Raw genomic sequence first — 23,434 nt, forward strand, 5'->3', positions numbered from 1 at the left:
ATGTCCACTGACCTCCCTGCGAGCAAGGGGTCCGGCGTGAAGCTCGCCGACTCCGACTTCGCGGCCGACCACCGCAGCACCGACGTGCGGACCGCGGTCGGCGACTACTGGCTGCGGGTGCGGTCCGGCGACCTCGGCGCCATCCCGGCCATCCTCGGCCTCGCCGGGCTGATCGTCCTGTTCACCGCGCTGCGGCCGGACACGTTCCTCAGCAAGGGCAACCTCGCGAACCTGTCCACGCAGGCGCTGCCGGTGACGATCCTCGCGATGGGCCTGGTCTTCGTCCTGCTGCTCGGCGAGATCGACCTGTCGGCGGGCGTCGCGAGCGGCGTGTGCGCGGCGGTGATGGCCAAGCTCATCGTGGACTCCGGGCAGCCCTGGTACGTCGCGGTGCTCGCCGCCATCGCCATCGGCATCGTCATCGGGACGGTGCTCGGCTGGCTCGTCGCGGTCGTGCGGATCCCGTCGTTCGTCGTCAGCCTCGCGTTCTTCCTCGGGTTGCAGGGCATCACGCTGCGGCTGATCGGGGACGGCGGCACGGTGCCCGTCCACGACGACGTGATCGTCGCGCTCGCCAACAAGAACATGCCGCTGTGGCTCGGCTGGACGGCGGCCGTCGTGTGCGCCGCCGGCTACGCGGCGACGCAGCTCCGGCGCTGGCAGCGGCAGCGGTCGCGGGGCCTGGCGGCCAGCCCGATCGAACTGGTCGCGGCGCGCGTCGCGGTCGTCGCGGTCGTGCTGCTGGCCGGGACGTACCTGCTCAGCCTGGACCGCGCGCCGAGCCCGCTCGTCACGCTCGCCGGGATCCCGTGGGGCGTGCCGCTGGTGGCCGTCCTGCTGATCATCTGCACGTTCGTGCTCGGCCGGACGTCGTTCGGACGCCACATCTACGCGGTCGGCGGCAACGCCGAGGCCGCCCGTCGCGCGGGCATCAACGTCACGCGGATCAAGGTCGCGGTCTTCATGATCTCGTCCGCCCTCGCGGCGATCAGCGGGGTCGTCGCGGCGTCGCGGCTGAACTCGGTCGCCACCGACTCCGGCGGCGGCAACACGCTGCTGTACGCGGTCGGCGCGGCCGTCATCGGCGGGACGAGCCTGTTCGGCGGACGCGGCCGGGCGCGGGACGCCGTCCTCGGCGGCCTCGTCATCGCGATCATCGACAACGGGCTCGGGCTGCTCGGTACCAAGGCGTACGCGAACTTCCTGATCACCGGGGTCGTCCTGCTGCTCGCGGCCAGCATCGACGCCACCGCGCGCCGGCGCCGCTCGTCCACGGGACGGTAGTGCGGGCCGCCCGGTTCGGGGACGGATCGGCCCGATCCGTCCCCGAACCCCCCGATGCTAGGCTCACCGGCCAGGATCGTGCGGCACGGTGGGAGCCCCTCGGAATGTCACACGCAACGGCAGTGCGCCCCGTCCTGGAGCTCCGCGGCATCGACAAGAGCTTCGGGCCGGTGCGGGTGCTGCACGACGTCGCGCTCACCGCCCACCCGGGCGAGGTCACCGCGCTCGTCGGCGACAACGGCGCGGGCAAGACCACGCTCGTCAAGGGGATCGGCGGCGTCCACGGGTTCGACGCGGGGGAGTACCGGTTCAACGGCGAGCCCGTCCGGCCGCGCAGCCCCCGCGACGCCGCCGCGCTCGGGATCGAGGTCGTCCACCAGGACCTCGCGCTCTGCGAGAACCTCGACGTCGTCGAGAACATGTTCCTCGGCCGGGAGCGCAGCAACGGCCTCGCGCTGGACGAGACGGCGATGGAGGAGGCCGCGCGGCGGACGCTCGCGGGCCTGTCGGTCCGGACGGTCGGGTCGGTGCGCCGCCGGGTCTCGGAGCTGTCGGGCGGGCAGCGGCAGACCGTCGCGATCGCCCGCGCGGTCCTGTGGGACAGCCGCCTGGTCGTGCTGGACGAGCCCGCCGCCGCGCTCGGCGTCGCGCAGACGCAGCAGGTGCTGGAACTCGTCCGGCGGCTCGCCGACAAGGGCCTCGCGGTCATCCTCGTGTCGCACAACATGAACGACGTGTTCGCCGTCTCCGACCGGATCGTCGCGCTGTACCTCGGCCGGACCGCCGCGCAGGTCCGCACCGCCGACGTCACGCACCGGCAGGTCGTCGAGCTGATCACCTCCGGGCGCACCGGGGACCTCGGGCTGCCGGCATGAAGGCCGGGCCGTCGCCGGAGGAGATCCGCCGGCACAACCTCGGGACGCTGCTGCGGTTCGTGCATCTGCGCGGGCCCGCGTCGCGCGCCGTCCTCGCCGAGTCGCTGGGCCTGAACCGCAGCACGATCATGGCGCTGACCGCCGACCTGACGGCCGCCGGGCTGGTCCGCGAGGAGCTGCCGCGCCGTCCCGGCCGCCGCGCCGGACGCCCGTCGCTCGTCGTGCGGCCCGAGTCCACCCGCGTGTACGTGCTGGCGTTCGACGTCGGCGTGGACCGGCTGTCGGTCGCGCGCGTCGGGCTCGGCGGAACGGTCCTGGACCGCCGCAGCGCCGACCTCCCGCACGGCCCCGTCGACCCCGCCGAGCTGGTCAACGCGCTCGCCGGGGCGGCCCGGACGCTCGTCCGCAAGGCGGGCCGGGACGCGGTGTGCGTCGGCGCCGGGGTCGCGTTCCCCGGCATCGTCCGCCGGTCCGACGACCGGGTCGTGTTCGGCCCCAACATCAAGATGTACGACGTCGCGCTCGGCGACATGCTCGCCCGCCGCCTCGCGCTCGGCGTGCCGGTGACGGTCGGCAACGACGCCGACCTCGGCGCGCTCGCCGAGCAGCTGCGCGGCGCGGGTGTCGGCTGCGAGAACATCGTCTACCTGCACGGCGACGTCGGCATCGGCGGCGGGATCATCGTCGGCGGGCGGCTGCTCGGCGGCGAGGAGGGCTTCGGCGGCGAGATCGGCCACATGATCGTCAACCCGGGCGGCCGGGCCTGCGCGTGCGGGTCGCGGGGCTGCCTGGACAGCGAGGTGGGGGAGCGGACGCTGCTCGACTACGCGGGCCGCGTGCAGCCGGACGGCCAGACGGGGCGCGACGCCGTCCGCGCGGTCGTGGACGCCGCCGACCGGGGCGACGTCACCGCCCGCGAGGCGCTGCACCGCGTCGGGACGTGGCTCGGCTTCGCGGTCGCCAACCTCGTCAACGTGTTCAACCCCGGCATGGTGATCTTCGGCGGGACGCTGCGGGACGTCTACCTCGGCTCGGCCGCCCAGATCCGCAGCATGGTCGCGACCGGCGCCCTCGCCGCGCCGCGCGACCGGGTGAAGCTGCGCACCGCCGAACTCGGCGACGACGCGACGCTCACCGGCGCGGCCGAGTTCGCGTTCGCCGAGGTGCTCGCCGACCCGCTCCAGGTCCTCGCGCGGCTGCGGGAGCCGGAGGAGACGGCGCCCGTCCCGTGAGTCAGCCGGCGAACCCGCCGTAGCCGCCCCGGTAGAAGATCAGCGGGGCGCCGTCGTGGTGCCGGTCCAGCTCCAGCACGCGCGCCACGATGATCATGTGGTCGCCCGCGACGTGCTCCTGCTCCACCGCGCACTCGATCCAGGCGATGGCGCCGTCGATGACCGGGCTGCCGCCGGGCGCGCCGTCCCAGGTCAGGCCGTCGAACTTGTCGGCGCCGCGCGCCGCGAGCTGGCGGCAGACGTGCTCCTGCCGGTCGCTGAGGATGTTGACGCAGACCGTCGGCGCCGCGCGCAGCTTCGGCCACGTCGAGCTGGTGTGCGCGACGCAGAACGCGACGAGCGGCGGGTCCAGCGACACCGAGGTGAACGCGTTGGCGGCGAGCCCGGTCGGACGGTCCGTCGCGGGGTCCACGCCGGTGATCGCGACGACGCCGGTGGCGAACCGGCCGAGGATCGCGCGGAAGCGCGCCTGGTCGATCGCGGTCACCGAGGCCCGCGTCCGGTCGCCCGTCCGGTCGTCGGGGCCGGGCGCGGGGGTCGCGTCGCTCGCCGTCGCCGCCGTCCCGCCGTCGGCCATGTCGCTGCCCTCTTTCCTCGTCGGCCCGTGCCCGGACGTGCGGGCGGTCCGTCGCCGGTGTCCGTCGTGACCATTGAAGCTTGACCATCTAAACCGGTCTTTCACCGGGTTCCTTACCGGTATGCCGGAATATGGGACCAAAGTCGCGGTCCGTCTCGGTCCAGCGACCGAGGCGCGTCAGGGGCGGCGGACGTCCGCCGAGGTCGCGACCGGTGCGCAGAGCTGCGTGCGGCCGAGGTCGGCGAGCGCCGCGCACAACGCCTGCGCGGCGCGTCCGGACACCGCCCGCACCCGTGCGGGCACCCGCGGCCCCTCGTGCAGGACGAGCCACGCCCCCCACCCGATCGCGACGATCGCCCAGTAGGACGCGACCCGGTAGACGGCGACGGCCGCGGCGGCGGGGGCCAGCGCCGCCCCGAGCGCCACCAGCGACGCCGCCATGCTGCTCTCGATCGCGCCGAGCCCGCCCGGCAGCACCGGCAGGACGCTGCCCGCCGCCTGCGCCGCGAAGTAGACGATCGTCGCGGCCTCCGGCGACACCGGCACGCCCACCGCGCGCGCCGCCGCGTACAGCGCGAGGATGTCGAACGCCCAGTTCAGCAGCGCGAGGACCAGCAGCGCGCCCCAGTCGTAGCGGGTGGGCCGCAGCATCTGGAACCCGTCGCGCAGCCGGGCCGCCCACGGCGCGACGCGGGGGTGGGACGTCGCGGCGCGCCAGACCCGTCCGGCGAGCGCGGCGAGCAGCGCGCGCGACCGGGGCCGCCACAGCGCGATCCCGACGGCGACCGCGCCGGCGCCGAGGCCGGCCAGACCCGCGAGGGCGAACGCGCGGGCGTGCGGCTCGGCGACCAGCGCGACCAGGCCGATGATCGTGTACGCGGTCGTGGTGACGATCCCGCCGAGGATGATCACGGCGGTGGCCAGCCGCGCGGGCGCGCCGCCGCGCCGGAACTGGTGGAAGGTGTAGACGACGCTGACCGCCGGGCCCGCCGGGAGCGTCGTGGACAGCGCGTTGCCCGCGTAGGTGATCGCCGCCGCGCGGCGCAGCGAGATCCGCAGCCCGCCGATCCGCAGCATGCGCCGCTGGAGCCGCGCGAACATCCCCATCGAGGCGAGCGAGCCGGCGACCACGACGAGCAGCCAGCCGGGGCGGGCGCGGGTCGCGGCCGACCAGGTCGCGCCGACGTCGGGCAGCTCCTCGTACACGAACGGCAGCGCGGCCAGCAGGCCCGCGATCATCGTCCAGTGCAGGACGCGGGTGAACCGCGACGTCCGGCGCCGGGGCGCGGGGGTCGTCACGGGAGCTTCCGTCAAAGTAGGGGTGGCCGTCAGTGTTGTCTCGGTCATGGTCCGGTCACCTCGCACGCTCGCCCGACGACGGCAACCCCTGCCTGAATGTGGTCATTCCCGTTCGGCGGTCAAGAAATCGTCACGTTCAGGGTGCCGGGGACGTGCTGTAGCTCACGTTGTCAGCGGGCTGACAGAGGCGGCGCGGATCTCGCGCGTCCGGAACAGGGCCGGATCCGGCGGCGGTGCGTAGCGTGGACGGCCCCGTCCCCCGATCGGAGCCGCCGCCATGCCGACGCTCAGCCGCGAACGCCGCCTCACCCGCGCCGACCACGAGCGCATCGCCGAGGAACTGGACGCGCTGCGCCGGGAGGTGACCGCGTCGCTCGGCGCCCGGGACGCCGCCTACATCCGGCGGCTCATCGCCGTCCAGCGCGGCCTGGACGCGGCGGGCCGCGTGCTCCTGCTCGGCGGGCGCCGCCGCCCGCTGTGGATCGCCGGGACGGCCGCGCTGGCGGTCGCCAAGATCCTGGAGAACATGGAGATCGGGCACAACGTCATGCACGGCCAGTGGGACTGGATGCGCGACCCGAAGATCCACTCCACGACGTGGGAGTGGGACGCGGTGTGCCCGTCGTCCCAGTGGAAGCACTCGCACAACGTCGTCCACCACACGTACACCAACGTGCTCGGCAAGGACCGCGACGTCGGCTACACGATCCTGCGCGTCACGCCCGAGCAGGAATGGCACCCGGCCCACCTCGCGCAGCCGCTCTACAACGTGCTGCTGGCGCTGACGTACGAGTACGGGATCGCCGTCTACGACCTCGACCCCGACGCCGTCGAGGCGGGGGAGAAGTCGCCGGAGGAGTTCGACCGCCAGGTCCGCGAGATCAGGCGCAAGCTCGGCCGCCAGGCCGCCAAGGACTACCTGGTGTTCCCGCTGCTGGCGGGCCGGGGGTTCGTGCCCGCGCTGCTCGGGACGCTCACCGCGAACGTGCTCCGCAACGTCTGGGCGCACACGATCATCTTCTGCGGGCACTTCCCCGGCGACGTCGAGGTGTTCCCCGAGGACCGGCTGGCGGGCGAGACGAAGGGCGAGTGGTACGTCCGGCAGCTCACCGGCTCGTCCAACATCGAGGGCGGACGGCTGTTCCACGTCCTCAACGGCAACCTCGGTTACCAGATCGAGCACCACCTCTTCCCGGACATGCCGAGCAACCGGCTCGCCGAGATCGCGCCGCGCGTCCGGGCGCTGTGCGCCAAGTACGACCTCCCGTACAACACCGGACGGCTGTCCAAGCAGGTCGCGAGTACCTGGACCAAGATCATCAAGCTGTCGGCGCCGCCGCCCGGCGCCTGGCGGGCGAGACGCGGAAAATAGGAGGAGCCGCCGGGTATACCCGGGTTACGATCCCGGGCGTGGCGATCGAAGCGGTGATCTTTGACTGGGGCGGCACGCTCACCCCGTGGCACGACGTCGACGTGGCGGCCCTGTGGCGCGGCGCGTGCGCGTCCTCGGGCCTCTCGGCCGAGCGGCTGGAGGAGGTCGCGGCGAAGCTGCACGCCGCCGAGGACGAGGTCTGGCGGCGCTCGGTGTCCGAGCACCGCAGCGGCACGCTGGAGGAGGTGTTCGCGCTCGCCGGCGTCGAGCCGACCGAGGCCCTGCTCGCCGCCGACTTCGACGCCTGGACGCCGCACACCTTCATCGACCCGGCCGCCCCGCCGCTGCTGCGCGCCCTGCGCGAGCGCGGCATCCGCGTCGGCATCCTGTCCAACACGCTGCGGTCCCGCGACTGGCACGAGCGGGTCTTCGAGCGCGACGGCGTCCTGCCGCTGATCGACGGCGCCGTCTACAGCAGCGAGATCCCTTACACCAAGCCGCACCGCGAGGCGTTCCAGGCGGCGCTGGACGCCGTCGGCGGACCCGACCCGGCGGCGTGCGTGTTCGTCGGGGACCGGCCGTACGAGGACGTCCACGGCTCCCAGCAGCTCGGGATGCGCGGGGTGCTCGTCCCGCACAGCAGCGTCCCCGCCTGGGACTGCACGCCGGACGCGGTCATCGCCGAGCTGGGCGAGCTGCTCGGCCACGTCGACCGCTGGTCGGCCTGACCCGCCGCGTCAGTCCCGCGGGCCGTCCGCGCGCGGCCGGCCCGCGACCCGCATCAGCTCCTCGACCTTCGCCGCGACCCGCGCCAGGTCCGCCCGCGCCACCGACGCGGCGGCCCGCGCGGCGAGCGCCTGCCGCCGCGCCTCGTCCCGTTCCGACCGGAGCCGGGCGATCTGCGCCTGGTACGCGTCGCGCAGCTCGTCGAGCGCGCGTGCCTCTCCCATCGCCATGCGGTGGTCCCTCCCCCGAAGTCCCTTCCCTCGACATTAACTCGCGGCGGGGACCGCATGGTTCCCGGCCCGCCGCGCGGCGCGCAGGCTTTGCGGGCGGGGGAGCGCCGGGACGGGGCGCGGCACGGGCTCGTCCCTTTTTCCGAAAAAGGCGCCCGGAATGTCCGGGCCGGGGCGATGCGCCGCGTCCGGAACGCGGCGCATCGTCATTCCGTAATTTCGGTCAGAGGCAGAAGAGGCAGTGCACGACCGATTCTTGCGACTTCTTGGCCGCCGCGTGCGCCGCGATGGTCTGGAGGGCGGCGCTGAGCGTGACCGGCGAGCCCAGTTCGATCACGGCCACGATTTCCCGGGACTCGGCATGGACGATGCCGCTCTTGAACGTCTTTTTCGCGTCCGCCGTCAGCTCGATCTCGGGCTGCTGCGTGTACGGGCCGTTCCACAGCGCGCGCTGCGGGTTCCGGTCGAGGATGGGCTTCGCGTCCACGTGGGTCGGGTCCGTCAGGGCGCTCTGGAGCCGGAACGCCTCGTCCATGTCCATCCCCACGCCGAACTTCTGGTAGAACCGGACGCTGACGCCCTGCGGAATCGTCGTCTTCTTGTCCCACTTCGGCTCGCCGTGCGAAGAAATGATGTAAGTCCCCATGCTGTCTCCCGTCCTCGGCGACCGGCGGCACGGCTCCCTGCGCGCGCCCGGTCGGTTGCGAGTATCCCCGCGCGCCCACGCCCCGGCAATATCCCGACCGGCTATTTCTCGCGAAAAGGAACTGACGATCTTTCTTCGGGCGTCGCCATAACATCGGGCGAATAACGCGTCAATGGCCGGAAAAGGCCGCGCGGTCAGGCGTCGGGTTCGCCGCCGGGCTGCGGCTTGGGCGCGAGCGACGCGGGCGGAAGCCCCGGGAACGCCGCCGCCGGCGGGGCCGTCGTGCCCGCCGTGCGCCGCCAGCGCACCGCGCGCCGCACCGCCTCCTGCATGGCGCCCGCCGCGAACGTCCGCACCGCGGGGTCGGACGCGCCCGCGAGCCCCGCGTACCCGGCGACCACGCCGTCCTCCAGCAGCGCCGCGAGCCGCGCCGCCGCCGTCGGCGACGCGGGTTTCACCGGCAGCGCGTACGCCGGGGCGGCGGCGGGCGCCCGCGCCCCGAGCGCCGTGAGCCGCGCCGCCAGCGCGTCCCGCGCCGCGCGGTGGGCGTTCCACGCCGCGACCGCCGTCACGCGCGCGGGGCCGCTCAGCCGCGCGCCGAGCACCCCGTAGCCGTAGACGGCCGCGTGCTCGGCCTCCAGCGCCGCGCCCAGCTCGTCCGCGAGGCTCACGCCGGGCTCCCCAGCACGGCCGCGTGGCCCGCCTCGCACGCCCCGATCGACGCCAGCACCTGCGCCAGGCCCGGATCGGCCCGCGCCACCGCGGCCAGCCGGTCCCGCGCGGCCCGTGTTTCGGCCGCGCGCAGCTCCGCCAGCACCCGCGACCGTCCAGACGGCACGGTCTTCGGAGACGGCGACGGCACGACCCCGCCCTCGCCCGCCCGGCTCCCCGAGCCCGGCACGTACAGCTTCTGCAACGCCGCCAGATGGGCGCGGTGATGGGCCAGGATCGGGTCCAGGCGCGCGGCGGGCAGCGCGCCCGCCTTCCGCGCCGCCTCATAAAGCGCCACAAGATCCTGCTCGGCCGCGATCGCGCCGACGAGCACCGTGACCTCCGCCCGCACCGCCGCCGGACGCTCCGGCTCGCGCGGCGCGCAGGCCGCCAGCGGCAGCGCCAGCCCGGCGCCGAGGACCGCGCGGCGGACCATCGGGACGCTCGCGTGCGGCAAGGTTTCCCCTCGTCGGGCGGGTACGGGACCGGCCCGGGGCGCTGCGCCGCACGGGCCGTCCCCAGCATTCCACACCCGCCGCGCCGGGGACGCGCCGGAAAGACCGACGGGGTCTCGGCGGGTCGATAGTCTTGACGGGCCGGTCACGACCGGCCAGCGACACATCTGAACGCCCGACGGACTTGAGGAGGTCCCATGAGCGCCCCTTCCGGCGACGACCGCGCTCAGCGGGGCCGCGGCGGCGGCCGTCCCACCCGGGACGAGGCCGCCGCCGAGATCACCCGCCTGCTGGAGCCCGCGGTCACGGCCGCGGGCTTCGATCTGGAGGAGGTGGACGTCCGGCCCGCCGGGCGCCGCCGGCTGGTCCGCGTCGTCGTGGACGCCGACGGCGGCGTCGCGCTCGACGACGTCGCCGAGCTGAGCCGCACCGCCTCCGAAGCGCTCGACGCGTCCGGCGTCATGGGCACCTCGCCGTACGTGCTGGAGGTGACCTCGCCCGGCGTGGACCGTCCCCTCACCGAGCCGCGGCACTGGCGCCGCGCGACCGGGCGCCTCGTCGTCGCGCCGCTCACCGACGGCGGCCAGGTCGAGGGACGGGTGGTGAGCGCCGACGACGCGTCGGTCGTCCTCGACGTCGTCCCGGCCCGCAAGGGCGCCGCTCCCAAGCGCCGCGCGTTCGACTACGCGGCGCTCGGCCGGGGCCGGGTCCAGGTGGAGTTCCGCCGCACGGACGAACCGGACGAGGCGGACGAGCCCGCGGACGAGGCCGCCGCAACGCGTTCTCCGGCCGAGCCGGACTAGAGGGGGGAACCTCGTGGACATCGACATGACCGCCCTGCGGAGCCTGGAGAGCGAGAAGGACATCTCGCTCGACGTGGCCGTGAAGGCGATCGAAGACGCCCTGCTGATCGCCTACCACCGCACCGAGGGCGCCGCCCCGCGCGCCCGCGTCGCGCTGGACCGGGCGACCGGGCACGTCACCGTGTGGGCGACGGAGCTGGACGACGAGGGCCAGGCCGTCCGGGAATACGACGACACGCCGAGCGGTTTCGGACGCATCGCGGCGACGACGGCCAAGCAGGTCATCCTGCAGCGCCTGCGCGACGCCGAGGACGAGCTGACGTTCGGCGAGTACGCGGGCCGCGAGGGCGACATCGTCTCCGGCGTCATCCAGCAGGGCAAAGACCCGCGCAACGTGCTGGTCGACCTCGGCCGCATCGAGGCGATCCTGCAGCCGCAGGAGCAGGTGCCCGGCGAGCGGTACGAGCACGGCGAGCGGCTGCGCGCCTACGTCGTGCAGGTCCGTAAGGGCCACCGCGGCCCGTCCGTGCAGCTCTCCCGGACGCACCCGAACCTCGTGCGCAAGCTGTTCGCGCTGGAGGTGCCCGAGATCGCCGACGGGACGGTCGAGATCTCGGCCATCGCCCGCGAGGCCGGCCACCGCACCAAGATCGCGGTCCGGTCCCGCAAGGCGGGCGTGAACGCCAAGGGAGCCTGCATCGGCCCGCTCGGCAGCCGCGTCCGCAACGTGATGGCCGAACTGCACGGTGAGAAGATCGACATCGTGGACTGGTCGGACGACCCGGCCGAACTCGTCGGCAACGCGCTGTCGCCCGCCCGCGTGTCGGCCGTGCAGGTCGTCGACGCGGACGCGCGGGTCGCCCGCGTGATCGTGCCGGACTACCAGCTCTCCCTGGCCATCGGCAAGGAGGGCCAGAACGCCCGGCTCGCCGCCCGGCTCACCGGCTGGCGGATCGACATCCGCGCCGACACCGAGGCGCCGGACGACGGCGGGACGGCGTCCGACACGCCGGGCACTTCGGGCACAGCGGACGCGGCCGTCGAACCAGGCGAAACACGATCAACGACATCGGGAGACCATGCGACAGGTCCCGCCGACGCCTCGGCGCGGTAGACTCGACTCACGTGGCCGTGCGGTCCCGCAGCGTACCTGCGTGGGCTGCCGGGCACGCACGGCCAAAACCGAGCTGTTGCGCCTGGTGGTGGTCGAGGGCGTCATCGTCCCCGACACCGATGGGCGGCTGCCGGGACGGGGCGCACACCTGCACCCCGCCCTGGAGTGCCTCGAACTCGCCGAGCGGCGACGGGCCTTCCCCCGGGCGTTCCGCCTGGCGGGTCCCCTCGACGCCGGTCCGGTTCGGGCCCGGCTTGCGGCGACAGCCGCACGGCAGCAGGATGGCTGACCGAAAGTTCCCCGCGCTCGCGGGGCGTTCCGCGACGTCTAGCCGGAAGCAGGTCGAGATTGCGATGAGCACTCGATGAGCACGCCGCTATGAGTACGGCAAGGTAACGACGGTCCGGAGGCCCCACCCCCGGACCAGTAGGGAGTGCAGTGGCCAAGGTCCGGGTATACGAGCTCGCCAAGGAGTTCGGTGTCGAGAGCAAGGTCGTCATGGCCAAGCTCCAGGAGATGGGCGAGTTCGTACGTTCGGCGTCCTCCACGATCGAGGCGCCGGTCGTCCGCAGACTGACAGAAGCCTTCAACACGTCCTCCGGCAAGGCCGGAGGGAAGCAGGCCGGGAAGCGACCGCAGGGTCCGCGTCCGGCCGCCCCCCGCCCCGGTCCGCCCGGCGGCGGCGAGGGAGCACGTCCGGCGCCGCGCCCGGCGCCCCGGCCGGCCGGCCCGTCCGGTCCGGCCGCCCCGACCGGCGGCGCGCCCGGGCCCAAGCCGGGTCCGGCGGGCGGCGCCCGTCCGGGTCCGGCGCGTCCGGTCCCGCCCGCGCCCGGCATGCCGGCGACCCCGGCCGCGGCGGCGGGTCCGCCCGCGGCCCCGCCCGCCCCGCCCGCTCAGCCTCGGCCGAGCGGCGGCGAGCGCGGTGGTGAGCGCGGCGGCGACCGCGGCGGCGCGGCTGCGCCCGGCGGTCCGAAGCCGGGCCCGCGCAGCCCGAAGCCCGGCCCGCGGCCCAGCCCGCGTCCGGCGGGCGAGCGCGGTCGCGGCGGCGGCGCTCCGCGTCCCGGCAACAACCCGTTCAGCTCGACCAACACCGGCATGGGCCAGGCGCCCAAGCCCGGTCCGCGTCCCGGCCCCCGGCCCGGTCCCGGCGGCGAGCGGCCCGGCGGCGAGCGCGCCGGCGGTCCGCGTCCCGCGGCCGGCCGCGGTCCCGGCGGTCCCGGCGCGGGCGGCCCGCGTCCCGGCGGTCCCCGGCCGAGCCCCGGCGGCATGCCGCCCCGTCCGGCGGGCGGTCCGCGGCCGAGCCCGATGAACATGCCGTCCTCGCGGCCCGCGGGCGCCCCCGGGCGCGGTGCGGGCGGTCCCGGCGGCGGTCGCGGTCCCGGCGGCGGCGGTCGTCCCGGAGGTGGCGGCGGCGGTCGCGGTCCCGGCGGCGGCGGTCGTCCCGGCGGCGGTGGCGGCTTCGGCGGTGCCCGCGCGGGCGCGGGCGGCGGCGGTGGCGGTCGTCCCGGCGGCTTCGGCGGGCCCCGTCCCGGCGGCGGCGGTCGCGGTCGCGGCGGCACGCAGGGCGCCTTCGGCCGTCCCGGCGGACGTCCGACGCGCGGTCGCAAGTCGAAGAAGCAGCGGCGCCAGGAGTTCGACAACATGCAGGCGCCCGCGGCCGGAGGCATCTCCGCGCCGCGCGGCAACGGCAGGGCGATCCGGCTCCCGCAGGGCGCCACGCTGACCGACTTCGCCGAGCGGATCGGCGCCAACCCGGCGTCGCTCGTCGCGATCATGATGCACCTCGGCAAGATGGTCACCGCGACGCAGTCCGTCGACACCGACGACCTGCAGCTGCTCGGGGCCGAGCTGGACTTCGACGTCCAGGTCGTCAGCCCCGAGGACGAGGACCGCGCGCTGCTGGAGTCGTTCGACATCGAGTACGGCGAGGACGAGGGCGGCGAGGAGCACCTCGTGGCGCGTCCGCCGGTCGTGACCGTCATGGGTCACGTCGACCACGGCAAGACGCGCCTGCTGGACGCCATCCGCAACGCCAACGTGGTCGCGGGCGAGGCCGGCGGCATCACCCAGCACATCGGCGCCTACCAGGTCGAGACCGAGGTGGACGGCGAGGAGCGCAAGATCACCTTCATCGACACCCCGGGTCACGAGGCGTTCACCGCCATGCGCGCCCGCGGTGCCGACACCACCGACCTGGTGGTGCTGGTGGTCGCGGCCGACGACGGCGTGAAGCCGCAGACCACCGAGGCGATCGACCACGCCACGGCGGCCGGGGTGCCGATCGTCGTGGCCGTCAACAAGATCGACAAGGAGGGCGCGGACCCGCAGCGCGTGCGGGCCCAGCTCACCGAGTACGGCCTGGTGGCGGAGGAGTACGGCGGCGACACCCAGTTCGTCGACGTGTCCGCCCGCGAGGGCATCAACATCGACGGCCTGCTGGAGTCGATCGTCCTCACCGCCGACGCGGCGCTGGACCTCAAGGCCAACCCCGACATGCCCGCCCAGGGTTCCGCCATCGAGGCGCACCTGGACAAGGGCCGGGGCGCGGTCGCGACGGTCCTGGTGCAGCGCGGCACGCTGCGGGTCGGCGACTCGATCGTCTGCGGCGTGGCGCACGGCCGCGTCCGGGCGATGCTGGACGAGAACGGCAACAACCTGGAGGAGGCCGGTCCGTCGCGTCCGGTGCTCGTCCTCGGTCTGACGGCCGTTCCCGGCGCGGGCGACAACTTCCTGGTCGTCGACGACGACCGGGTCGCCCGGCAGATCGCCGACAAGCGGACCGCGCGCAAGCGCAACGCCGAACTGCTGCGCAGCCGCAAGAGCAGCTCGCTGGAAGAGCTGTTCAAGGACCTGGAGCGCGGCGAGCGGGACGAGCTGCTGCTCATCCTCAAGGGCGACGTGTCCGGTTCGGTGGAGGCCCTGGAGGACTCGCTCCTCAAGATCGACGTGGGCGACGAGGTCAGCCTGCGGGTCATCCGGCGCGGTGTCGGCGCGATCACGCAGGACGACGTCAACCTCTCGCTGGCGTCCGAGGGCGCGGTCATCATCGGCTTCAACGTCCGGCCGGAGCGCAACGCGCAGGAACTGGCCGACCGCGAGGGCGTCGACATCCGCTACTACTCGGTCATCTACCAGGCGATCGAGGAGGTCGAGGCGGCCCTCAAGGGCATGCTGAAGCCGGAGTTCGAAGAGGTCCAGCTCGGCACGGCGGAGATCCGCGAGATCTTCAAGGTGCCGCGGATCGGCAACGTCGCCGGTTCGATGGTCACCTCGGGCATCATCCAGCGCAACGCCAAGGCGCGGATCGTCCGGGACGGGGTCGTGGTGTCCGACAACCTCACGGTGTCGTCGCTGCGCCGCTTCAAGGACGACGCCACCGAGGTCCGCGAGGGCTTCGAGTGCGGTATCGGCGTCGGCTACAACGACATCAAGCTCGGCGATGTCATCGAGTGCTTCGAGATGCGGGAGAAGCCCCGCGCCTGACGCACGGTGAACGGGTTCCGGCCGCGTGCGGCCGGGACCCGTTCGGCTGATCGAAACCGGTGGGCGACGGCGCCCGCCGGCCGCGGGCGGTGCCCGCGGCGCTCCCCGGACGGCTCCGGGGTTCCGGCACGGGCGGGACGGTCCGCCCGTGCCGGTGACCGCGTTCCGTGACCGTCCGGCGCGGTGCGCGGGAACAGGCGGCGTCCCCGCCGTCGTTCTCATTGACGAGACGGAACCCGAGGTGATCCGCCAGGTGTACGTGGGTGCGCTGACCATCGACCTGCTGCTCGGCGACGTGCGGTCGCTCAAGCAGAAGCGGTCGGTGATCCGGCCCGTCATCGCGGAGGTGCGCAAGCGCTTCCCCGGGGTGGCGGTCGCCGAGACCGGGGCCAACGACCTGCACCGCCGGGGCGAGATCGGGATCGCGGTGGTCTCCGCCACCGCCGCCAACTGCTCCGAGGTGCTGGACGAGTGCGAGCGGACGGTCGCCGGACGCCCCGAGATCGAGGTGCTGTCGGTGCGCCGCCGCCTCTACACCGGCGAGGACTAGGTTCTGCGAGACCGAGAGAAGGAGTGCGATCATGGTGGACGCAGCGCGGGCGCGCAAGCTCGCCGACCGCATCCAGCAGATCGTCGCCGAGATGCTCGAACGGCGGATCAAGGACCCGCGGCTCGGCTTCGTGACCATCACCGACACGCGGATCACCCATGACCTGCGCGACGCGACGGTGTTCTACACCGTGTACGGGTCGGAGGCCGAGCGGGCGGAGACGGCGGCGGCGCTGGAGAGCGCGAAGGGCGTCATCCGCACCGAGGTGGGGAAGCGGACCGGGGTCCGGCACACGCCGAGCATCACGTTCACGCTGGACGCGCTGATGGAGAACGCCGCGCACATCGACGACCTGCTGGCCCGCGCCCGCGCGCGGGACGAGGAGGTCGCGGCGGCGGCGCGGGGCGCGAGCCCGGCGGGCGACGCCAATCCCTACAAGGAGCCGGCGGACGCCGACGGCCTGGACGACGACGGGGACGACGCGGACGGCCCCGCGGAACACCGGTCCTGATGCGCCGCACGATGCCGGGCTGCGGCGGGATGCACGCCGCCGCGCCGGGCGGTGCCGGCGGCGGGGCGAACAGCTGGCCGCACCGCCCCGACGGCGCCCGCCGTCCCGGTCTGGACTGGGACGGCGCGGTCCGGCTGATCCGGTCCGCCGACGAGATCGTGCTGGCGTGCCATGTGGTGCCCGACGGTGACGCGCTCGGCTCGATGCTGGCGCTCGCGCAGGCGCTGCGGGGCCTCGGCAAGCGCTGCACGGCGTCGTTCGGCGAGCCGTTCACCGTCCCGCACAGTCTGCGCTTCCTGCCGGGCCAGGAGCTGCTGGCCGAGCCGTCGCGGGTTCCCGCGGTGCCCCGGCTGATGATCGCGCTGGACTCGGCGGGCCCGGAGCGGCTGGGCTCGCTGGCCCGTCCGGCGCGCGCCGCCGCGAACCTCATCGTCGTGGACCACCACGCCACCGGCGCGGACTTCGGGACGGTCCGGCTCGTCGACCCGTCCTCGGCGGCGACGGCGGTGCTGGTGGACGAGCTGATCCGCCGGCTCGGCGCGCCGCTGACCCCGGCCATCGCCCAGGGGCTGTACGCGGGGCTGGCCAGCGACACCGGCTCGTTCAAGTACCCGTGCACGACCCCGCAGGTCCATGATCTGGCGGGTCGGCTGCTGGCGGTCGGCGTCCGGCCGGAAGAGGTCAGCCGCGAACTGTGGGACCGCGCCCCGTTCGGCTACCTCCAGGTGCTCGCGGGCGCGCTGACCCGGGCCCGGCTGGAGCGCGACGCGGCGGGCGGCATGGGCCTGGTGTGGACGACGATCGGGCAGGCCGACCGCGACGCCCGCGACGTCCCCTACGACCAGCTCGAAGGCGTCATCGACCAGCTCCGCCGCACCGACGAGGCCGAGGTCGCCGTCGTGCTCAAGGAGGACGACGCGGGCGACTGGTACGTCTCGACCCGGTCCAAGGGCCGGGTCGACGTCGGGCGGGCGTGCGCCCTGCTCGGCGGCGGCGGGCACCGCGAGGCCGCCGCCTACACCGCCTCCGGCGAACCGGAGGACCTCATCGACCGGCTGCGGTCCGCGCTGCGCACCGCCGACGACACCCACCCCCCGGAGAACACCCCGTGACCGACCCCGACACCGCGTCCGGCCTCGTCATCGTCGACAAGCCCGGCGGCTGGACCTCCCACGACGTCGTCGCGCGGGTGCGGCGGCTGGCGCGGACGCGCCGGGTCGGCCACGCGGGCACGCTCGACCCGATGGCGACGGGCGTGCTCGTCGTCGGGATCGGGAAGGCGACGCGGCTGCTCGGGCATCTCGCGCTGACCGAGAAGGGGTACGACGCGACGATCCGGCTGGGCGCGTCCACCAACACCGACGACGCCGAGGGCGAGATCACCGCGACCGCCTCGGCGGCCGGGGTGGGCGACGCGGAGCTGGCGGCGGGCGTCGCGGCGCTGACCGGACGCATCGAGCAGATCCCGCCGCAGGTCAGCGCGATCAAGGTGAACGGCGAGCGGGCGTACAAGCGGGCGCGGGCGGGGGAGGACGTGGCGCTGAAGGCCCGTCCGGTGACCGTGTCGGCGTTCACGGTCACGGCCGTCCGCCGGACCGGCGACTTCGTGGACGTGGACGCGTCGATCGCGTGCTCGTCCGGCACCTACATCCGCGCGCTCGCCCGCGACCTCGGCGCCGCGCTCGGCTGCGGCGGGCACCTGACGGCGCTGCGCCGCACCCGCGTCGGCCCCTACATCCTGGACGGCGCGCGGACGCTGGACGAACTCGCCGCCGACCTCGCCGTCCTGCCGATCGGGGACGCGGTCGCGGCGGCCTTCCCGCGCCGCGACGTGTCCGAGGACGACGCGCGCAAGGTCGTCCACGGCGGCAAGCTCCCGGCGGCGGGCCTCGGCCCCGGCCCGGTCGGGGTGTTCGGCCCGGACGGGACGCTGCTCGCGCTGGTCGAGGAGCAGGGCCACGGCGCGAGGCCCCTCGCGGTCTTCGCGGGCTGAGGCCGCGGGCACCACGTTACCGACGAGTAAAATCCGGTGGCGCGGGGTCTTCGGGCGACCCCCTCACTCGGCGTCCCGGGCCGCGCATGGCAGTCTGGAACCCGACACACGGCAGCAGTCCGACACAGGGAGAACATGGTGCGGCGCTGGAACGGCCTCGAAGAGGTTCCCGCCGACTGGGGCAGGTCGGTCGTCACCATCGGCGTGTTCGACGGCGTGCACCGCGGCCACCAGCGGATCGTCGGGGCCGCGGCCGACCTGGCGCGCGAGCGCGGGCTGAAGTCCGTGGTGATCACCTTCGATCCGCACCCGGACGAGGTCGTGCGGCCCGGCACCCATCCGCCGCTGCTCGCCACGACCCGCCGCCGGATCGAGCTGCTGGAGGGCCTCGGCACCGACGCGGTCGTCGTCGTGCCGTTCACGCACCGGCTCTCGCAGATGCCGCCGGACGAGTTCGTCCAGTCCGTCCTGGTGGACCGGCTGCACGCCGCGCACGTGATCGTCGGCGAGGACTTCCGGTTCGGGCACAAGGCCAAGGGCGACGTCCCGCTGCTCAAGGAACTGGGCGAGAAGTACGACTTCACGGCCGAGGGCGTGCCGCTCGTCGCGAACGGCGACACGATCTCGTCCACGTTCATCCGCGCCCGGCTGGACGCGGGCGACGTCGCGGGCGCGGCGGCGGCGCTCGGCCGGCCGCACCGGGTCGAGGGCGTCGTCGTGCGCGGCCACCGGCGCGGCCGGGCGCTCGGCTTCCCGACCGCGAACCTGGAGACGACGCCGCACGCCGCGATCCCGGCCGACGGCGTCTACGCGGGCTGGCTCGTGTGCGACTCGGCGCGCTACCCCGCCTGCCGGTGGCCCGCCGCGATCTCGATCGGCACGAACCCGACCTTCGAGGGCCCCGCCGAGCGCACCGTCGAGGCGTACGCGCTGGACCGTGACGATCTCGACCTGTACGGCGAGCACATGGGCGTCGACTTCCTCGCCCGCATCCGCGACACGCTGAAGTTCGACTCGGTCGACGCGCTGGTCGAGGAGATGCACCGCGACGTGGCGCGGGCCCGCGATCTGACGGCCGGGAACGGAAGCTGACCAGGCACGACGCGGCCGTCACCGTCCGTGCGCCGGCCGGTCCGCTCGGCTCGGGCCCCGTGGTACGGTGAAGAATCACCGGGCACGGGTCCGGTTGCGATGAGCTGCACCCTCATGCGGCTCGTCCGTTCCCCACGCACCATGCGGACGGCCTGCCCGTGGCAGGTCTCGATCTGCGGGTGACGATCTCATCGAAGGAGCCACGTGTCGCTCGACACCGCCACGAAGAACAAGATCATTGCCGAGTACGCGACCACTGAGGGTGACACCGGTTCCCCGGAAGTCCAGGTCGCGCTCCTCACTCGGCGGATCAACGACCTCACCGAGCACCTCAAGGAGCACAAGCACGACCACCACAGCCGCCGCGGCCTCCTGCTGCTGGTCGGCCGTCGTCGTCGGCTCCTGAAGTACCTGTCCAACAAGGACATCAACCGCTACCGAGCGCTCATCGAGCGGCTCGGCCTGCGTCGCTGACGCACCGGGGGAGTGGTCGCCGGACCGCTCCCCCTTTCCGTATGTCCCGGTAGGGCATACGTCCCCGGCGGGACGCCGGGGACGGACAACTGAACGACCAGACCCCGCGGACACCGTTGGTGCGGCCGGTCCTCGGTAGTGGCGTCCGGATCACGACGATCCGGGTGCTTCGATCGAAGACCGGCACTGCGAGAAAGCCACGGGCAACGGCCGCGGGAACACCAGGAACCAAGGAGGTTTCCCGTGACAGAAGCTCCGCGCATCGAAGGCGCACTGAGCACCGAGGCAGTGATCGACAACGGCCCGTTCGGGACCCGCACGATCCGCTTCGAGACGGGCCGGCTGGCCCGTCAGGCGGCCGGTTCGGCCGTCGCCTACCTCGACGACGAGACGATGGTCCTGTCGGCCACCACCGCGTCGAAGAAGCCCAAGGAGAACCTGGACTTCTTCCCGCTCACCGTCGACATCGAGGAGCGGATGTACGCCGCCGGGCGCATCCCCGGCTCGTTCTTCCGCCGCGAGGGCCGTCCGTCGGAGGACGCGATCCTCACCTGCCGGCTGATCGACCGGCCGCTGCGCCCGTCGTTCGTCAAGGGCCTGCGCAACGAGATCCAGATCGTCGGGACGATCCTCGCGCTGCACCCCGACCACCTGTACGACGTCGTCGCGATCAACGCCGCGTCGATGTCCACGCAGCTCGCCGGCCTGCCGTTCTCCGGCCCGATCGGCGGCGTCCGCGTCGCGCTGATCGACGGCCGCTGGGTCGGCTTCCCGACGCACCCCGAGCTGGAGCGCGCGACCTTCGACATGGTCGTGGCGGGCCGCACGCTCGCCGACGGCGACGTCGCGATCATGATGGTCGAGGCCGAGTCCACCAAGGACACGATCAAGCTCGTCGGCGAGGGCGCCACCGCCCCCACCGAGGAGGTCGTGGCCGCGGGCCTGGAGGCGGCCAAGCCGTTCATCCAGGCGCTGTGCGCCGCGCAGAGCGCGCTGGCCGCCGAGTCCGCCAAGGAGACCGCCGAGTACCCGATCTTCCTGGACTACCAGGAGGACGTGCTGGAGGCCGTCACCGCCGCCGTCAGCAAGGACCTCGCCGAGGCCCTGACGATCGCGGGCAAGCAGGAGCGCGAGTCCCGGCTGGACGAGATCAAGGCCGCCGCCGCCGAGCGCCTCGCGGGCGACTTCGAGGGCCGCGAGAAGGAGATCTCCGCCGCGTTCCGCGCCGTCACGAAGAAGCTGGTCCGCGAGCGGGTCGTCCGCGACGGGCTGCGCATCGACGGCCGCGGCGTGAAGGACATCCGGCAGCTCACCGCCGAGGCGCACGTGCTGCCGCGGGTCCACGGCTCGGCGCTGTTCGAGCGGGGCGAGACGCAGATCCTGGGCGTGACCACGCTCAACATGCTCCGCATGGAGCAGACGATCGACACGCTCAACCCCGACAAGACCAAGCGCTACATGCACAACTACAACTTCCCGCCGTACTCCACCGGGGAGACGGGCCGCGTGGGCTCGCCCAAGCGGCGCGAGATCGGGCACGGCGCGCTCGCCGAGCGCGCCCTGATCCCGGTGCTGCCGACGCGCGAGGAGTTCCCGTACGCGATCCGGCAGGTGTCGGAGGCGCTCGGGTCCAACGGCTCCACCTCGATGGGGTCGGTGTGCGCGTCCACGATGTCGCTGCTGGACGCGGGCGTCCCGCTGAAGCAGATGGTCGCGGGCATCGCGATGGGCCTGATCCACGAGGGCGGCGAGTACGTCACGCTGACCGACATCCTCGGCGCCGAGGACGCGTTCGGCGACATGGACTTCAAGGTCGCCGGCACCCGGGACCTGATCACCGCGCTCCAGCTCGACACCAAGCTCGACGGCATCCCCGCCTCGGTGCTGGCGGCGGCGCTGCGGCAGGCCAAGGGCGCGCGGCTGGCGATCCTGGACGTGATGAACGAGGCCATCGAGGCGCCCGCCGAGATGAGCCCGTTCGCGCCGCGCATCATCACGATCAAGGTCCCGGTCGACAAGATCGGCGAGGTCATCGGCCCCAAGGGCAAGATGATCAACTCGATCCAGGACGACACCGGCGCCGACATCTCGATCGAGGACGACGGCACGATCTACGTCGGCGCGACCGACGGCCCGTCCGCCGAGGCGGCGCGGCAGGCGATCAACGCGATCGCCAACCCGCACATGCCCGAGGTCGGCGAGCGGTTCCTCGGCACCGTCGTGAAGACCACGACGTTCGGCGCGTTCGTGTCGCTGCTGCCCGGCAAGGACGGCCTGCTGCACGTCTCGCAGATCCGCAAGCTGCACGGCGGCGTCCGGATCGAGAACGTCGAGGACTTCATCAAGGTCGGCGACAAGGTCCAGGTCGAGGTCACCGAGATCGACCAGCGCGGCAAGCTCTCGCTGGTGCCGGTCGAGGTGGTCGAGCGCGAGGCCGCGGCCAAGGCGGACGGCGGCGACGCCCCCGCCGAGGCCCCCGAGGCCGAGGACGGCGGTGAGGCGCGCGCGCCGCGCCGCCGCCGCACGCGCCGTCCGGCCGACGACGGCGGGCAGCGCAACTCCTGACCGCCGCGAGCGACGATCGGCCGGCCCGTCCGCAACCGGACGGGCCGGTCGGCCCGTTTCTCCCCTTCCGCCGATCCCTTCGAGATTGCGAGAACGACGTGACGCAGTCCGCGCGGGCGCAGGAGCCCGGCACCACTGTGACGCTGCACCCCGGTGACGACGGTTCCGGCGCGGTCCGCCGGACGGTGCTGCCCGGCGGCCTGCGGATCATCACCGAGGCGATCCCGTCGACCCGGTCGGCGTCGTTCGGGATCTGGGCGGGGGTCGGCTCGCGCGACGAGACGCCCGAGGACGCGGGCGCGAGCCACTACCTCGAACACGTGCTGTTCAAGGGCACGCGGCGGCGGTCGGCGCTGGAGATCTCGGCGGCGCTGGACGCGGTCGGCGGCGACCTCAACGCGTTCACCGCCAAGGAGTACACCTGCTACTACGCGCGGGTGCTGGACGCCGACCTGCCGATCGCGGTGGACGTCGTCAGCGACATGGTGGCGGCGTCGCTGAACCGTCCCGAAGACGTCGAGGCCGAGCGCAACGTGATCCTCGAAGAGATCCACATGCGCGACGACGACCCGGGCGACCTCATCCACGACGAGTTCTCCACGGCGCTGTTCGGGGACGTGCCGATCGGCCGCCCGATCCTCGGCACCGTCGACTCGATCAACGCGCTGTCGCGGGACCGGATCCACGCCTACTACCGGCGGCACTACGTCCCGTCCCGGCTGGTCGTGGCGGCGGCCGGCAACGTCGACCACGAGGCCGTGGTGCGGCTGGTGACGACGGCGTTCGCCGAGCTGCCCGGCGTCGAGGGCGACCTGCCCGCCGAGCCGCGCATCGGCGGCCCCGCGGTGCCGACCGCGCCGACCGTCCGGGTCGTCGACAAGGACACCGAGCAGGCGCACATCGTCCTCGGCACGGCCGGGCTGTGCCGCACCGACGACCGCCGGTTCGCGCTCGGCGTGCTCAACGCGGCGCTCGGCGGCGGCATGTCGTCGCGGCTGTTCCAGGAGGTCCGCGAGAAGCGCGGCCTGGCGTACTCGGTGTACAGCTACACCGCGCAGTACGCCGACACGGGCCTGTTCGGCGTGTACGCGGGCTGCCAGCCCGGCAAGGCCGACGAGGTCCTGTCGATCTGCCGGGACGAGGTCGCGCGCGTCGCCGAGACGTCGCTGACCGAGGAGGAACTGGAGCGCGGCAAGGGCCAGCTCCGGGGCGGGATGGTCCTCGGGCTGGAGGACAGCGGGTCGCGGATGAGCCGGATCGGCAAGAGCGAGCTGGTGTACGAGTCGCTGCTGCCGGTGGACGAGGTCCTCGCCAAGATCGACGCGGTGACGTTGGACGACGTGCGCGAGGTCGGCCGGGACGTTCTGACCCGTCCGGGCGCGCTGACGGTCATCGGACCGTTCGGGGACCGCGACTTCACGCTCTGATCCCCGCGTATCCGC

Annotated in this window: 23 protein-coding genes; 17 read left to right on the forward strand and 6 right to left on the reverse strand. The window is 73.8% G+C overall.

The window, feature by feature from the left end:
- The 3 genes from GQ466_RS06050 (at position 1) to GQ466_RS06060 (ending at position 3,391) form a co-directional block, all read left to right on the forward strand.
- Complete coding sequence (locus GQ466_RS06050; protein WP_237417605.1) at positions 1–1,284, forward strand: sugar ABC transporter permease; 1,284 nt, start codon at positions 1–3, stop codon at positions 1,282–1,284.
- 104 nt (positions 1,285–1,388) lie between these two features.
- Positions 1,389–2,159, forward strand: a complete 771-nt coding sequence (locus GQ466_RS06055; protein ID WP_161101728.1) for an ATP-binding cassette domain-containing protein — start codon at positions 1,389–1,391, stop codon at positions 2,157–2,159.
- Positions 2,156–3,391, forward strand: a complete 1,236-nt coding sequence (locus GQ466_RS06060) for an ROK family transcriptional regulator (protein WP_161101729.1) — start codon at positions 2,156–2,158, stop codon at positions 3,389–3,391. Before GQ466_RS06055 ends, GQ466_RS06060 begins: the two co-directional genes overlap by 4 nt.
- A 1-nt stretch (position 3,392) precedes the next feature.
- Here the strand turns inward: GQ466_RS06060 and GQ466_RS06065 are convergent, their stop codons facing one another.
- Both GQ466_RS06065 and GQ466_RS06070 read right to left on the reverse strand, forming a co-directional pair.
- Positions 3,393–3,968, reverse strand: coding sequence for a flavin reductase family protein (locus GQ466_RS06065; protein WP_161101730.1), 576 nt, complete (start codon positions 3,966–3,968; stop codon positions 3,393–3,395).
- A gap of 177 nt (positions 3,969–4,145) precedes the next feature.
- The gene (locus GQ466_RS06070) at positions 4,146–5,315 is read right to left on the reverse strand and encodes a lysylphosphatidylglycerol synthase transmembrane domain-containing protein (RefSeq protein ID WP_161101731.1); all 1,170 of its coding nucleotides are present in this window, start codon (positions 5,313–5,315) and stop codon (positions 4,146–4,148) included.
- A gap of 229 nt (positions 5,316–5,544) precedes the next feature.
- Between GQ466_RS06070 and GQ466_RS06075 the strand changes: the two genes are divergently transcribed.
- Both GQ466_RS06075 and GQ466_RS06080 read left to right on the forward strand, forming a co-directional pair.
- Positions 5,545–6,639, forward strand: a complete 1,095-nt coding sequence (locus GQ466_RS06075) for a fatty acid desaturase family protein (protein WP_161101732.1) — start codon at positions 5,545–5,547, stop codon at positions 6,637–6,639.
- Between the two features lie 38 nt (positions 6,640–6,677).
- Positions 6,678–7,367, forward strand: a complete 690-nt coding sequence (locus tag GQ466_RS06080; RefSeq protein WP_161101733.1) for an HAD-IA family hydrolase — start codon at positions 6,678–6,680, stop codon at positions 7,365–7,367.
- 9 nt (positions 7,368–7,376) lie between these two features.
- Here GQ466_RS06080 and GQ466_RS06085 read toward each other — a convergent pair whose 3' ends face one another.
- From GQ466_RS06085 to GQ466_RS06100, 4 genes are all read right to left on the reverse strand, one after another.
- A complete protein-coding gene (locus GQ466_RS06085; RefSeq protein ID WP_161101734.1) occupies positions 7,377–7,595 on the reverse strand; it encodes a hypothetical protein in 219 nt (72 codons plus the stop codon).
- A 223-nt stretch (positions 7,596–7,818) separates the two neighbouring features.
- Positions 7,819–8,241 carry a putative adhesin gene (locus tag GQ466_RS06090; protein WP_161101735.1) on the reverse strand — a complete coding sequence of 141 codons (423 nt, stop codon included), beginning with the start codon at positions 8,239–8,241 and terminating at the stop codon, positions 7,819–7,821.
- A 194-nt stretch (positions 8,242–8,435) separates the two neighbouring features.
- The gene (locus tag GQ466_RS06095; RefSeq protein ID WP_161101736.1) at positions 8,436–8,912 is read right to left on the reverse strand and encodes a DUF4439 domain-containing protein; all 477 of its coding nucleotides are present in this window, start codon (positions 8,910–8,912) and stop codon (positions 8,436–8,438) included.
- Complete coding sequence (locus GQ466_RS06100) at positions 8,909–9,409, reverse strand: hypothetical protein (RefSeq protein ID WP_237417607.1); 501 nt, start codon at positions 9,407–9,409, stop codon at positions 8,909–8,911. Before GQ466_RS06100 ends, GQ466_RS06095 begins: the two co-directional genes overlap by 4 nt.
- Before the next feature lie 195 nt (positions 9,410–9,604).
- On the opposite strand from GQ466_RS06100, the gene rimP reads away from it, so the two are divergent.
- The 12 genes from rimP (at position 9,605) to GQ466_RS06160 (ending at position 23,419) form a co-directional block, all read left to right on the forward strand.
- Positions 9,605–10,210: a ribosome maturation factor RimP gene (gene rimP, locus GQ466_RS06105; RefSeq protein WP_161101737.1), complete on the forward strand. Its 606-nt coding sequence runs from the start codon at positions 9,605–9,607 to the stop codon at positions 10,208–10,210.
- A 25-nt stretch (positions 10,211–10,235) separates the two neighbouring features.
- Positions 10,236–11,324 (forward strand): transcription termination factor NusA, encoded by a 1,089-nt coding sequence (gene nusA, locus GQ466_RS06110; RefSeq protein WP_161102428.1) that lies wholly within the window; start codon positions 10,236–10,238, stop codon positions 11,322–11,324.
- Complete coding sequence (locus GQ466_RS06115) at positions 11,290–11,613, forward strand: YlxR family protein (RefSeq protein WP_161101738.1); 324 nt, start codon at positions 11,290–11,292, stop codon at positions 11,611–11,613. Before nusA ends, GQ466_RS06115 begins: the two co-directional genes overlap by 35 nt.
- Before the next feature lie 149 nt (positions 11,614–11,762).
- Positions 11,763–14,807, forward strand: coding sequence for a translation initiation factor IF-2 (gene infB / locus GQ466_RS06120; protein ID WP_161101739.1), 3,045 nt, complete (start codon positions 11,763–11,765; stop codon positions 14,805–14,807).
- Positions 14,808–15,048: 241 nt separating this feature from the next.
- Complete coding sequence (locus GQ466_RS06125; RefSeq protein WP_337193339.1) at positions 15,049–15,357, forward strand: DUF503 domain-containing protein; 309 nt, start codon at positions 15,049–15,051, stop codon at positions 15,355–15,357.
- A 31-nt stretch (positions 15,358–15,388) separates the two neighbouring features.
- On the forward strand, positions 15,389–15,868 hold the full coding sequence (gene rbfA / locus GQ466_RS06130; protein ID WP_161101740.1) for a 30S ribosome-binding factor RbfA: 480 nt from the start codon (positions 15,389–15,391) through the stop codon (positions 15,866–15,868).
- The gene (locus GQ466_RS06135) at positions 15,868–16,980 is read left to right on the forward strand and encodes a DHH family phosphoesterase (protein WP_161101741.1); all 1,113 of its coding nucleotides are present in this window, start codon (positions 15,868–15,870) and stop codon (positions 16,978–16,980) included. The genes rbfA and GQ466_RS06135 overlap by 1 nt, the downstream gene beginning before the upstream one ends.
- A complete protein-coding gene (gene truB / locus GQ466_RS06140) occupies positions 16,977–17,861 on the forward strand; it encodes a tRNA pseudouridine(55) synthase TruB (RefSeq protein ID WP_161101742.1) in 885 nt (294 codons plus the stop codon). The genes GQ466_RS06135 and truB overlap by 4 nt, the downstream gene beginning before the upstream one ends.
- A gap of 138 nt (positions 17,862–17,999) precedes the next feature.
- Positions 18,000–18,953 carry a bifunctional riboflavin kinase/FAD synthetase gene (locus GQ466_RS06145; protein ID WP_161102430.1) on the forward strand — a complete coding sequence of 318 codons (954 nt, stop codon included), beginning with the start codon at positions 18,000–18,002 and terminating at the stop codon, positions 18,951–18,953.
- A gap of 204 nt (positions 18,954–19,157) precedes the next feature.
- A complete protein-coding gene (gene rpsO / locus GQ466_RS06150) occupies positions 19,158–19,427 on the forward strand; it encodes a 30S ribosomal protein S15 (protein WP_161101743.1) in 270 nt (89 codons plus the stop codon).
- Positions 19,428–19,688: 261 nt separating this feature from the next.
- Positions 19,689–21,992 carry a polyribonucleotide nucleotidyltransferase gene (locus GQ466_RS06155; protein ID WP_161102431.1) on the forward strand — a complete coding sequence of 768 codons (2,304 nt, stop codon included), beginning with the start codon at positions 19,689–19,691 and terminating at the stop codon, positions 21,990–21,992.
- Between the two features lie 98 nt (positions 21,993–22,090).
- The gene (locus tag GQ466_RS06160) at positions 22,091–23,419 is read left to right on the forward strand and encodes an insulinase family protein (RefSeq protein ID WP_161101744.1); all 1,329 of its coding nucleotides are present in this window, start codon (positions 22,091–22,093) and stop codon (positions 23,417–23,419) included.
- The last annotated feature ends 15 nt before the right edge of the window (positions 23,420–23,434 follow it).

Source organism: Actinomadura rayongensis (assembly GCF_009831215.1).
GTDB lineage: Bacteria > Actinomycetota > Actinomycetes > Streptosporangiales > Streptosporangiaceae > Spirillospora > Spirillospora rayongensis.

Coding starts and splice junctions, on each gene's coding strand:
- GQ466_RS06050 (WP_237417605.1), top strand. CDS start 1: ATGTCCACTGACCTCCCTGCGAGCAAGGGGTCCGGCGTGAAGCTCGCC.
- GQ466_RS06055 (WP_161101728.1), top strand. CDS start 1,389: ATGTCACACGCAACGGCAGTGCGCCCCGTCCTGGAGCTCCGCGGCATC.
- GQ466_RS06060 (WP_161101729.1), top strand. CDS start 2,156: ATGAAGGCCGGGCCGTCGCCGGAGGAGATCCGCCGGCACAACCTCGGG.
- GQ466_RS06065 (WP_161101730.1), bottom strand. CDS start 3,968: ATGGCCGACGGCGGGACGGCGGCGACGGCGAGCGACGCGACCCCCGCG.
- GQ466_RS06070 (WP_161101731.1), bottom strand. CDS start 5,315: ATGACCGAGACAACACTGACGGCCACCCCTACTTTGACGGAAGCTCCC.
- GQ466_RS06075 (WP_161101732.1), top strand. CDS start 5,545: ATGCCGACGCTCAGCCGCGAACGCCGCCTCACCCGCGCCGACCACGAG.
- GQ466_RS06085 (WP_161101734.1), bottom strand. CDS start 7,595: ATGGCGATGGGAGAGGCACGCGCGCTCGACGAGCTGCGCGACGCGTAC.
- GQ466_RS06090 (WP_161101735.1), bottom strand. CDS start 8,241: ATGGGGACTTACATCATTTCTTCGCACGGCGAGCCGAAGTGGGACAAG.
- rimP (WP_161101737.1), top strand. CDS start 9,605: ATGAGCGCCCCTTCCGGCGACGACCGCGCTCAGCGGGGCCGCGGCGGC.
- nusA (WP_161102428.1), top strand. CDS start 10,236: ATGACCGCCCTGCGGAGCCTGGAGAGCGAGAAGGACATCTCGCTCGAC.
- GQ466_RS06115 (WP_161101738.1), top strand. CDS start 11,290: ATGCGACAGGTCCCGCCGACGCCTCGGCGCGGTAGACTCGACTCACGT.
- rbfA (WP_161101740.1), top strand. CDS start 15,389: ATGGTGGACGCAGCGCGGGCGCGCAAGCTCGCCGACCGCATCCAGCAG.
- GQ466_RS06135 (WP_161101741.1), top strand. CDS start 15,868: ATGCGCCGCACGATGCCGGGCTGCGGCGGGATGCACGCCGCCGCGCCG.